Origin of the sequence: uncultured Fibrella sp., assembly GCF_964250085.1 — a bacterium.
In the GTDB taxonomy this organism is placed as follows: Bacteria; Bacteroidota; Bacteroidia; order Cytophagales; family Spirosomataceae; genus Fibrella.
In genome coordinates this window covers 960,462-971,902 of sequence record NZ_CAXUEC010000002.1, presented here as the reverse complement: position 1 = coordinate 971,902, position 11,441 = coordinate 960,462, and the positions used below count along the sequence as shown (strand labels likewise).

The window sequence follows — 11,441 nt, the reverse complement described above, 5'->3', positions numbered from 1 at the left end:
ACGTGTTCAACCTGGTCTCTACGAGTCCTTTAGGCTGTAGCACGGTAACACCCGTGAGTGTCACGGGCGTGAACGCACCAGTAATAGCACCAATTGCTCTCTCGTTGTGTGTCGGTGCTACTCTCGACCTGACCAGCCTAAGTGGCTTAACTGGGCTGACCAACATCTTCCGTACAGGTGGTCTGTTGGGGCTGGGTACGTTGCTCAACACACCGACGTCGGTGAGCGTTGGTGCGGGCGTGAACCTCTTCAACGTGGTTTCTACGAATCCATTAGGCTGTAGCACGGCTACCCCGATCAGTGTAACAGGGGTAGACGCGCCCGTGGTCGCACCAATTGCCTTAAGCTTGTGCGTGGGTACGAACCTAGACTTGACTAGTCTGAACGGTTTAGTTGGTCTGACCAACGTCTTCCGCACGGGTAACTTGCTGGGTTTAGGTGACGTCTTGGGTACGCCTACATCGGTAAGCATTGGTGCCGGGGTGAATCTCTTCAATGTGGTCTCTACCAATCCATTTGGTTGTACAACGGCTACCCCGATTTCGGTCTCAGGCGTTGCTCCCGGCGCAATTCTGCCCATTAACTTAAGCCTGTGTGTGGGTACGAACCTGGACTTGACTAGTCTGAACGGTTTAGTTGGTCTGACCAACGTCTTCCGCACGGGTAATTTGATCGGGCTGGGTACGTTGATCGGTACGCCAACGTCAGTAAGTATTGGTGCAGGCTTAAATCTGTTTAATGTAATCTCGACCACTCCATCTGGTTGTACGACATCTTCGCCCATTTCGATTACAGGCGTCGATGCACCCGTGGTGGCACCGATTGCGTTGAGTCTCTGTGTAGGTGCCAACCTTGACCTGACGAGCCTGAGTGGTCTGACTGGCCTGACGAATGTCTTCCGCACAGGTGGGCTCCTGGGGCTGGGAACTACCCTGGGATCACCAACGGCGGTGAGCATAGGCGCGGGTGTGAACCTCTTCAACGTGGTAAGTACCAACCCATTTGGCTGCACAACGGCTGCGCCAATCTCGGTGACGGGTGTAAATGCGCCGGTGGTGGCACCGATCGCTCTCTCTCTTTGTGTGGGCGCAAATCTCGATCTGTCGAGCCTAAGTGGTTTGACTGGTCTGACGAATGTGTTCCGTACAGGTAACCTGCTGGGTCTGGGTACGGTCTTAGGCTCGACTAATGTCACAGTGAGTGCGGGTGTGAACCTCTTCAATGTGGTGTCGTCTAACCCATTTGGCTGCACAACGGCTACGCCAATTTCAGTGACAGGCGTTAATCCACCGGTGGTGGGGCCAATTGCCCTCTCGTTGTGTGTTGGTGCTACGCTTGATCTGACCAGCCTAAGTGGCTTGAGTGGCCTAACCAATGTGTTCCGCACAGGTGGTTTGTTAGGTCTGGGTAACATCCTGGGAACACCTACTTCAGTGAGCATTGGTGCTGGTGTGAACCTCTTCAATGTGGTGTCAACGAATCCATTCGGTTGTACAGCGGCTACCCCGATCAGTGTATCAGGCGTTGATGCACCGGTGATTGCACCGATTGCCTTGAGTCTCTGCGTAGGAGCTAACCTGAACCTGGCCAGCCTAAGCGGCCTGGCGGGTCTGACGAATGTCTTCCGTACAGGTAATCTACTCGGTCTGGGTACGTTGCTCAACACCCCTACTTCAGTGAGCATTGGTGCGGGTGTAAACCTCTTCAATGTAGTGTCAACGAATCCATTCGGTTGTACGACGGCCACGCCAATTAGTGTAACGGGGGTAAACGCACCGGTAGTAGGGCCGATCGCCCTGTCACTCTGTGTAGGCACAAACCTTGACTTAACCAGCTTGAGCGGTCTGACGGGCTTAACGAACGTCTTCCGCACGGGTGGTCTCCTGGGCTTGGGTACGGTCGTGAACACACCGGTATCAGTTAGTATTGGAGTAGGGGTGAATCTGTTCAACGTGGTGAGCACCAATCCGTTTGGTTGCACGACGGCTACGCCGATATCGGTGACAGGTGCCGAAACGCCAGTGCTTTCGCCAATTAACCTAAGCCTGTGTGCCGGTGTGAACCTGGACCTGACGAGCCTGAGCGGCTTGACTGGCTTGACCAATGTCTTCCGCACGGGTAATCTACTCGGTCTGGGTACGTTGCTCAACACACCCACGTCGGTAAGCATCGGCGCTGGGGTGAATCTCTTCAATGTAGTGAGCACCAGCCCATTTGGCTGTACCGCATCCGCGCCAATTTCAATTACCGGTGTCGATGTGCCTGTTATATCGCCAATCAGTCTCACTCTTTGCGCGGCGGTGAATGCACCGGTCAACCTGAGTGCGCTCCTGGCAGGGAATGGCAGTGGAGCAGGACTGACGAACATCTTCCGGCTGGGTGGTCTCACGGGGCCAGTTATTGCGAATCCGCTGAACGTTAGTCTGGCGGCTGGTGTGAACCTGTTCACAGTGACGAGCACCAACCCAACTGGCTGTACGGTCATTACGCCAATTGACGTAACGCTGACCATCAAACCAGTGCTGAGTGTATCGACTGCCTTACGGTCACAGACAATCTGCGAGGGGACACTGCCATTACCCATTATCGGCACGGTAACGAGCGGAACCATTGCCAGCAGCCTCTTCTTTGGTCCGCTAGCCGACACGACCAGTCTATTTAGTACTACAGTCGGTGCCGGGCTGACGTTTACGCCAACGACGAGCCAACTGGCTGCTCCTGGCCAAACGGTTTACTTTGCCCTGGTAGCCAACAGCACGTCGACTTGCTCGGATACGGTGTTCGTGTCGATAACGACAGCGCCACGGCCCGTGGTGACAACGACCAGCCTGAGCATCTGCCTGGGTGAGACAGTTAACCTGTCGGCTCAACTGACAACAGCGGTGGGCAACGTTCGTACGTTCTTCGCCACTCGTCTGGATGCCGTTGCGCAGGTGAATCCGTTGACAAGCCTGAATGTGACGCCAACAGTAAACACGACCTTCTATACCCGTGTTACGGTGCCACTGACCAACTGCTTCAGCATTGACAGCATCGTGGTGACGGTTAAACCAAAACCAGGTGCGGGTATGGACATGACGCTGGCTTGCGGTCCGCTGGGCGAAACGCCAACCTCGGCCACGCTGACGGCTACACCAGCCGGTGGTTTGTGGAGCAACGGGGCGGGTAACCCAACGGTGGCCACCTTCACGCCAAATTCAGCGTCAACTACGGCTGGTGGCCTGGCAGTTGGTTCGTACCGGTTCATCTATACGGCCAACGGCTGTACGGATACAGTAGCGGTTGTGGTGCCAGCCTGCCAGACGTTCTGCGCCGGGGTATCGGTAACAGCCCTGGCCAGCAGCTACACCCTCACGCCAGCACAGTCGGTGAGCCTGTCGGCTCAAGTTAGTCCGGCCGGGTCGTATACGTACGCCTGGAATGGACCCGGAACCCTTACGCCAGCCAACGCCGCTACGGTAGTTGCGGCTGGACTGCCAACTGGAGCGAACACGTTCACAGTGGCGGTAACAACGGCACCGGGCTGCACATCTACAGCGGTTGTGTCGGTAACGGTGGTGGCACCTGAACTGGCCATCAGTATTACTGATCCAGGTACGTGTGAACAAGGAACGAATACGTACAGGACCACCGGTGTGATCTCACTTACCAATGCCATAGCCGGTACGCTGACGGTTACCGACGGAACCAGCACCACAACGGTGTCGGTAACTGCCGGACAGACAACGGCCAGTTTCAGCCTGACAGGCCTGACTCCTGGTTCGGGTCTGCATACGGTTGTGGTGAATGGAATCGGTTATCCAACCACCTCGACTACCTACGTTGCACCGGAATCCTGCACGGTGGCTACCTGCGACTATGTGGTGACGGCCACGACTGCCAGCGCAACGGTGGCAGCGGGACAGTCTGCTTCGCTGTCGGCGATTGTTTCACCGTCTGGTAGTTACACTTATGTTTGGAGTGCTCCGGGTGGGGTAACTATCACGCCAGTCAACGGGTCGGCGGTGCAAACCTCGGCCCTGGCATCGGGTGTCTATACGTTCAGTGTGACGGTAACGAATCAGTTGGGTTGTGCGAAAGTAGCTACGGTCTGCGTATCGGTGCCCTTGACGCCCTGCGCCAACAGCAACTACGCCTACAGCCTGACAACGGTGGCGGGCTTCAGCAACTACCAGTGGCAATACACAGCACCTGGTTCGGTGAGCAGCACTATTGTACAGGATGGCGTCAGTAACAGCTTCGTCGCCACGTTGCCGGGCGAATATCGGGTGGTGGTTACGGATGCCAACGGTCTTGGCAACTGCCCGGGCAACACCTGCTGTCCGATCATCATTGTCGAGCAGCCAGCCCCGGTATCGCTGTCGGTGACGGCCATCGCCGCCACGTGTAGCAGCACCGCTCCAGCCGCTCAGGATAACGCCCAACTTGTGTTGGCGGGACCCGTACTGGCAGGTACCAGCTACAACATCAGCGCAGGCAGCAGCTACTCGGCGGTTGGGGCACTGTTCGCTACCAATCAACCGCTGGCCGGTCTGACAACGGGTAGTGTACTGCGCAATGGATTGCTTAACCCGCCAACGGCGGCGGGCAGCACGTATACCGTGCGTGTATTCACGGCTGATGGTTGCTTCGCCGATACGGTAGTAACGATACCACGTTCGGATTGCCAGTGCCCACCGGCCAAGTGTGTGCCCATTACGGTTCGGAAAGTAGCCAGAGTACGATGAGTTGTCGGTAATTACTGAAGCTACTTCCTGTCTGGGAAGTAGCTTCTTTTAGCCTCAACTGCCAGGTACGTTGCCTATAGCTAACAGAACAGTTACCCCATTTTCCCGCCGTACCTGCACGCTGTTGCCTTGTCCAGGCAACAAAAAGCCGCCGATCGAAAGACCGGCGGCTTTTATTTTGGACCTGTCGCGCATGGCACCAGCCGTGTAAGACGCTACTTCACAATCTTCCACATGGCCTCTATGGTGGTGACGGGGAGCTGGCAGGCGCGGTTGTAGCAGACGTAAATCGCGGTCTGGTCACTGATCGTGCCGCGCTGCTGTAACAGGGGTAACGAACTGCTGCTGAACGTACCTGCCACCACTTTATTCGGGAAAAACTGACTATCGATCTGCTGCCGGAAAGCCATCGCTTCGGAACCAACAAGGGCGATCTCGGCCGTGGGACGTACCCGCATGGCGTAGAGCGACGCCCAGTTGGTGAGGTAGCTGGCTTCGTTGGCCATCAACGGTTGAATGAGGCCAAGCATGGCGTCGGCGCGCTGGCCGTAATCGGGGCGGTCGAGGAGGAGGCTGAGCGTGTACAGGTTATGCGCCATGATCGAGTTTGAGGCCGGAATTACGTTGTCGAACAGTTCCTTTTTTCGCGCAATCAATTCTTCGCCCGATTTATCGGTGAAGAAAAACAGTGGCTCCGGTGCTGCTGCGCCTGTCGGCAACGTACCTGGATCGTCGAAATGAGCGAGTACGTACTGCGTCAGCTTGTCGGCTTCGGTGAGCCAGCTTTCAGTGAACGTTGCCTGATAAAGGGCCAGATACCCGTCGATCACGGCGGCGTAATCGTCTAGGAAGCCGATCTGCCGGGCGCGGCCGGGCTCGCCTTCACGTTTTTTGTAGGTATGCCAGAGCCGCCCGCCGTTGCGCTGGTCGGTCAGTTTCTGATTGATAAAAAAGGCCAGCCGGAGCGCGATCGACAGAAAGTCAGGCTCACCAAAAACGCGATAAGCCGTGACAATGCCCTTGAGTGCCAGGCCATTCCATGAGCACAGGATTTTATCGTCGAGGCCGGGGCGGATGCGCTGATCCCGAACGGCCATCAGTTTCTGGTGCGTATCGGCGAGCTTCTGCTCCAGTTCGGCGGCAGTCCAGCCCTGTGTATCGGCAAAGGCGGGGTTTGTCTCGGTGCGGTGCAGAATATTCGTCCGACCATGCCCGTGGCCGATATCCCAGGCTCCCTCCCGGGTGATAGTGTAGAGCTTGGCGAACCAGTCGTAATCGTCGCCCAGGATCTGCTGTAACTCGTCGGCCTGCCAGGTGTAAAATTTGCCTTCTACGCCTTCGCTGTCGGCATCGAGCGCGGAGAAAAACCCGCCTTCCGGTCCCAGTAATTCGCGTTCCATAAAGCGGATGGTGCCATAAACGGTATCTTTATACAGCTTGTTTCCCGTCAGCGTAAAGGCATCGGAATAGAGTGTGAGCAGTTGTGCGTTGTCGTAGAGCATCTTCTCAAAATGCGGCGCAAACCAGTGGCGGTCAGTCGAATAGCGGGCAAAACCGCCGCCAATCTGATCGTAAATGCCACCCAGCGCCATGCGGTTCAGCGTCAGCACCAGTTGGTTAAAGGCCGAGGCGTCGCCGGTGAGATCGGCGTAGCGGAGCAGGAAACCATACAGTGTAGGCATCGGAAACTTGGGTGCGCGACCGGTGCCGCCGTCTTCCAGATCAAAGCGCGATGCCAGCTTGAGGTACATGGCCTCTACGGTTTCGAGCGCGTAGATCGGCTCGGCATTGCTGAGTTTGAACCGCTCCGTTTCCGATGAATTCAGGTGGTTCGCAAACCCCTCCGCCGATTCAGCCAGTTGGTCCCGGTTGTCATCGAACGCCTGCCGAACGCCGTTTAGCAGGTTATGCCAGTTCTGGGGCGGCGCGTAGGTGAGTCCGTAGAACGGTTTGGCGTCGGGCATCAGAAAGACGTTGAGTGGCCAGCCACCCTGCACACCCATCGCCTGCACGGCCTCCATATAAATCGCATCTACGTCGGGCCGTTCTTCGCGGTCAACTTTAATGCACACGAAATTTTGGTTCATTACCTGCGCAATATCTTCGTTTTCAAACGATTCGCGCTCCATCACGTGGCACCAGTGGCAGGCCGAATAGCCGATGCTCACCAGAATAGGCTTGTCTTCGTCGCGGGCGCGTTGCAGGGCTTCTTCCCCCCACGGATACCAGTCGACAGGGTTATGGGCGTGTTGAAGGAGGTAGGGCGATGATTCGGTGTTAAGGCGGTTCATGGTTCTGGACCCCACCCCCAGCCCCTCCCCAGTAGGGAGAGGCTGGGGGTGGGGTATTAATAAATGATCAATTGCTTACTCACGCCGCCGACCCGTATCAGGTACAGCCCGGCGGGGAGCTTGCTGGTATCAATGACGAGCGGGGCCGAAATGTTCATGAATTGCTGAATAATCTGCCCCAGCGCGTCAATCAGGGCCACATCGCCCCGCTGGCTGGTTTCGACTGTCACCTGCTGCCGGGCGGGATTTGGGTAGATGCGCAGGTCGGGCAGGACGGGCAATTCGGTGGCGAGCAGGCTCAGATCGTACTGGCAAAGCGCTACCTCGCGGCCCGTGAGCGTGAGGTAGCCCTGCCAGTTTTTGTAACGGATGGGCACCACCGTTTGCTGCCCGTCGGTGGCGTAGGGGTTCTGGGCGGCTATCAGCAGTTTGTTATCACTAAAGACGCCGCGCCAGACGGGTTTCTGGTCGTTCATCAGGTCGCGGGCGTTGGTTTCGGCCACCAGTTCGTAGGTGCCCTGAAACTGGCTGTTGAACTGCGACAGCCGGTATAGCCCGTGGATGAAGTATTCGTAGGCCGCGTGTACGTCCTGCCGCGTGGTCGAGAGGTTCAACTCATCCCAGAACCAGAGCCCTTTGGCCCCGGCGAAGAACGGGAAAATGGCGGTGGCCTCGGCCATCTGTGGCTGAATGAACGCAGGATAATTCCCGCAGCAGTCGTGAAAGCGCATCCAGACAAACGGGACCACGGGCTTGCGGATTGCCGCCCGTTCGCTCCAGGCCCGGTTGGCTTCGATCTGAAACAGCGTATAGGCCAGGTAATCACCCGCCAGCGGACTGGGCCGAACCGGGTCGTAATTGTAGTAGTAATAGACCGACGGAGCCAGAAAATCAAGCTGGTCATAAAATGGGCCGCCCAGGTACGTTCCCGTGCTGTCTTTGGCGAGGTAACTGAGGCGGGAAGCGTTGGTGGTCCAGTCGGTCCAGGTGTTGGCGACCACATTCAGGTACGTATTGCGGATGGGTACGTCGCTGTAGGTGCTGAGGCGGATTTGCGACAGATCGGCCCGCTGGCGCAGGTAGCGCAGGCCGTAGGCATACAGGGCCGCCATGTCTTTTTTGTAGGTACGTATGAAATCAGCGTCGGGCAGGGCGCGGTACGGGGCGGGTGTGGCCGCGTTTGTTTTCAACCGTAGAATGCCCGCGTCGGTGTCAATCTGCCGTTCAATATCGACCAGTAGTATATCGGTGGGAAGGATAAACTGACCTGCCGCATTGGTTTGCCCAGCCGACGTTTCGCGCAGCCAGCCGTCCCACTTGGCGCGGTAGAGAGCCAGGTCGTTTCCCCACGGACTTTCGAGCGTTTCCCAGGGCTGATTCAGGCCATAAACGAAACCGGCATATTCCAGCGCCCGTTGCTGTCTGGCCATTCCTTCGCCCGGTAGTGGCTGCACCAGCCGGTTGAATCCGTGGGAGGTGGGGCCGTTGAGGTCGCCAGCCAGGCGGGCACCCCCGTAGATGATGGTAAAGGCGCTGGGCAACGAAAAAGCCGGAAATTTGCTCCACTCGACCCGGTTCGGCTGGGCGACGGGCGTAAACGGGATCCGCTCGGCACACCGTAGCTGAGCCAGTCCGGGCACCGTCGTGCCGGGTACGTTGCCGGTAAGCAACAGCAGGGTAAGCAGGCCACTGAGCCAGGTACGTTGTTGGTGTAGCACAACTAACGGGTTTGTTTCGACAAAGCTAGGTTTAGAACGATCGCTTTATCAAAACAAACTTAGCCAGAGCTTACTCTCGCCCTACTTTGCTAGCGAAACTGCCTTTACGGTGTTCCGGGTACGTTCTTCATAAAAAGCCGTTACGGTGGTGCCGTTCACCTCCAGTAGTTCGCTGGTGACGAAAAATGGAAATTCAGTAACCTCGCCATCGGCTGCTGTAATAGTGATCAGCCCAGGTACATCGCCGGTGGTCACTTCATCGGCACCGAGTTCGCCCGTTACCTTGCTGGTTGTGCCTTTAAGTACGTTGATATCGGCGTCGAGCAGAAACCGGCCCCCTACTTCAATCTCCAGCAGTGCGTTGGTTTGCTCGGTAACGTATAGGAACGAAATGGTTTTACCAACCAGTTGCGTCAGCGTGTTTTTCTGAACGGTCGTAACGTCTTCCAGGTTGATCGTAAACTGGTCTGTAAGTTTGTTTTCCGGCAATTCGATCGTCAGAATGACAATTGGGAAATCGGTATCATTGACCTGTTTCAAGATGCCCGTTCCGCTGATCTCCTCGTCGGCGGGAATGGTATCAGCGGCAAAACGTGCGATTGGGGCAGGTTGCTGGCCGATGCCCCGGCCTTGCCGATCGAATGGTCTGCTCATCAACGCCATTGCCGGTAGAAGTAGGAGGACTACATACCAATGCTTCATCGGAACTAGAACGGGGGTTTATGGTCAGGGAGAGGTACCGGAGCGTGGCAGACGACCGGACAAAGTTACAGCTTTACCAGTACCGAAAGGGTGCTTTGATACTGATAGTTGTTTTGCGTCCTGGTCGGGAAACCACCATGTGGGTAATACCGCATGGCTGGTTCCAGTTGAAGGCTGAATACTGGCGTGAGCTGATACCGAAGTGTGGTCTGTGCACCGAAACCGACGTTTAATGACCGCCCGAGTTCGCTTTTATCGGAATTGCTCACTGGCAGCGTGTTTGCGCCATCAAAAAGCGTCTCATTAGCAGTGCTCAACAGATAGTCGGCAGCAACAGTAGCGCCGATGTACCATTGAAAATGGGCCTCTGGCGTAAGGCGGTAGCCAACTGTTATTGGTACGCTGATAACGCGTAGGTCTCTGTTGAATTGAGGCTGTGGTACAACCAGGGTTGTAACGGGAATGACTGATAGTAGCTGCTGGAACGCTTGCTGGCGGTAAAGCGCTTTTACGCCAACCAGGAACCGGTTGACCTGATAGGAAGCATCAAGCCCATAATTGGCAATAACAGGCGAGGAATAGGCGGATAGATCGCCAACGTACCCAGCCGTGTTAGTATACGTCATTTTGTCGATACCAATCGTTGGCCCGATCATAAATGAGCGTGTTGCTGTTGACTGAGCCGTAGCGAATCGAATCGTTAGGCAGGCGAAAGCCAGCAGTAAAAAAGGAGTTTTCATGACGATGTATGTTGAGTAAGAAAGCACATACAAAAGTAACCGTCATATCTTGAACAGGGTTGGAAGTGCCCCCTGAAACTGGAAGTCGCTATACACATTCGTCGGGAACCCAACGCGTGAATGATAGCGCAAAGCTGGTTCCAGTTGCTGGATGAACATGAGCGGTACCGAAGCGCGTCACATAAGAATATTATCAACGGCCTTGATCTTCGGTGGCAGGTTGGTTTCGCCCAGCATTTCGCGCAGGTCGATTTCAATGTTGCGGCAGATGGCCGACATAGGTACGTCGTTGATGCCGTTCTCGAACGGGTTTTCGCTCGTATCGCCCACAACCTCCATTGTATTGAACACCCAGGCAATCAGCGTGTAAAAGGGAATGGTGAGCCAGACGTGCCAGCCGCCAACCTTAGCCATTTCGGTGATGAGGCCGAAGGGCAGCAGCAGAATAAACAGCCACACAAAAATGTAGCTGAAAAAGGCGTACTGACGCGGAAAAGGAAACGATTTTAACCGTTCGGCGGCTCCCTGCTGGGTATACAGTTCAACCAGCAGCCGCTCCAGTTCGTTGTGGTAGATGTCGGAAAGAAGCCCCATTGCCCATAACTCCCGCAGGTGCGCCGACTGGTTACGAATCAACTGGGTGGCTATATTCGCTTTTTTCAGTAAGCTGTTCATCTCATCTTTCGCCACGAAAAGCCCCAGTTCTTCATCCATTTTCTCCTGATGAAACGCCCGGATCCGGTCGATGATCTGTAGCTCGGCACCGTGATGTTCCTGCCACACCTGCCGACTGCGGAGCTGCAACCGAAGGCTATTCAGAAAAGCCAGATGGCGGTAGATGAGTTGCCGGTGGTGCTCACGTAATTCATTGATGGACAGTGGGTTGTCGGCTTTTAGGTTCGTGGTGTAGTCGATCACCATGATGGCCCAGGAGCGGCTGGCGTTGGTCAGGCTGCCCCACACGCGCCGCCCTTCCCAAAGCCGGTCGTAGGCTGAGTTGTTTTTAAAGCCAACGTAAAAAGCTACGGCGGTGCCAATGGTTGCGATGGGCACAAACGGCACCGTCAGCAAGGGCCAGTTCGTTGTCACATACAGGCTGACAATGGCGGTTGAATAGAGAATAAAAAACAGGATGGGTCGCCAGGTAAACGACCATAAGTGGCGGAAGGCCACGCGTTTGCGGGTGTACATGATCCCAAAATAAGGAGCTAAGGCAATACGGACTTCCGTTCGTCTGTTTATTATGCGAAAAACAGACGGACG

General features: G+C 55.9%; 7 protein-coding genes. 1 reads left to right on the top strand and 6 read right to left on the bottom strand.

Going from position 1 to position 11,441, the window contains the following annotated elements; all coding sequences use genetic code 11:
- Positions 1-68 precede the first annotated feature (68 nt).
- A complete protein-coding gene (locus ACFE8Q_RS09525; RefSeq protein WP_375445136.1) occupies positions 69-4,727 on the top strand; it encodes a beta strand repeat-containing protein in 4,659 nt (1,552 codons plus the stop codon).
- A gap of 54 nt (positions 4,728-4,781) precedes the next feature.
- Here the strand turns inward: ACFE8Q_RS09525 and ACFE8Q_RS09520 are convergent, their stop codons facing one another.
- The 6 genes from ACFE8Q_RS09520 to ACFE8Q_RS09495 all read right to left on the bottom strand — a co-directional run bounded on the left by ACFE8Q_RS09520 (position 4,782) and on the right by ACFE8Q_RS09495 (position 11,369).
- Positions 4,782-4,922: a hypothetical protein gene (locus tag ACFE8Q_RS09520; RefSeq protein ID WP_375445135.1), complete on the bottom strand. Its 141-nt coding sequence runs from the start codon at positions 4,920-4,922 to the stop codon at positions 4,782-4,784.
- Positions 4,923-4,942: 20 nt separating this feature from the next.
- The gene (locus tag ACFE8Q_RS09515; protein WP_375445134.1) at positions 4,943-7,018 is read right to left on the bottom strand and encodes a thioredoxin domain-containing protein; all 2,076 of its coding nucleotides are present in this window, start codon (positions 7,016-7,018) and stop codon (positions 4,943-4,945) included.
- 56 nt (positions 7,019-7,074) lie between these two features.
- On the bottom strand, positions 7,075-8,736 hold the full coding sequence (locus tag ACFE8Q_RS09510; RefSeq protein WP_375445133.1) for a T9SS type A sorting domain-containing protein: 1,662 nt from the start codon (positions 8,734-8,736) through the stop codon (positions 7,075-7,077).
- An 81-nt stretch (positions 8,737-8,817) separates the two neighbouring features.
- Positions 8,818-9,390 carry a hypothetical protein gene (locus tag ACFE8Q_RS09505; RefSeq protein ID WP_375445132.1) on the bottom strand — a complete coding sequence of 191 codons (573 nt, stop codon included), beginning with the start codon at positions 9,388-9,390 and terminating at the stop codon, positions 8,818-8,820.
- Positions 9,391-9,503: 113 nt separating this feature from the next.
- Positions 9,504-10,178, bottom strand: coding sequence for a hypothetical protein (locus ACFE8Q_RS09500; RefSeq protein ID WP_375445131.1), 675 nt, complete (start codon positions 10,176-10,178; stop codon positions 9,504-9,506).
- Between the two features lie 177 nt (positions 10,179-10,355).
- A complete protein-coding gene (locus ACFE8Q_RS09495) occupies positions 10,356-11,369 on the bottom strand; it encodes a bestrophin family protein (protein WP_375445130.1) in 1,014 nt (337 codons plus the stop codon).
- Between the last annotated feature and the right edge of the window lie 72 nt (positions 11,370-11,441).

Excerpts from the sequence above, each read along its gene's own strand:
- ACFE8Q_RS09520 (WP_375445135.1), bottom strand. The coding sequence starts at position 4,922 with ATGCGCGACAGGTCCAAAATAAAAGCCGCCGGTCTTTCGATCGGCGGC.
- ACFE8Q_RS09515 (WP_375445134.1), bottom strand. The coding sequence starts at position 7,018 with ATGAACCGCCTTAACACCGAATCATCGCCCTACCTCCTTCAACACGCC.
- ACFE8Q_RS09505 (WP_375445132.1), bottom strand. The coding sequence starts at position 9,390 with ATGAGCAGACCATTCGATCGGCAAGGCCGGGGCATCGGCCAGCAACCT.
- ACFE8Q_RS09500 (WP_375445131.1), bottom strand. The coding sequence starts at position 10,178 with ATGAAAACTCCTTTTTTACTGCTGGCTTTCGCCTGCCTAACGATTCGA.
- ACFE8Q_RS09495 (WP_375445130.1), bottom strand. The coding sequence starts at position 11,369 with ATGTACACCCGCAAACGCGTGGCCTTCCGCCACTTATGGTCGTTTACC.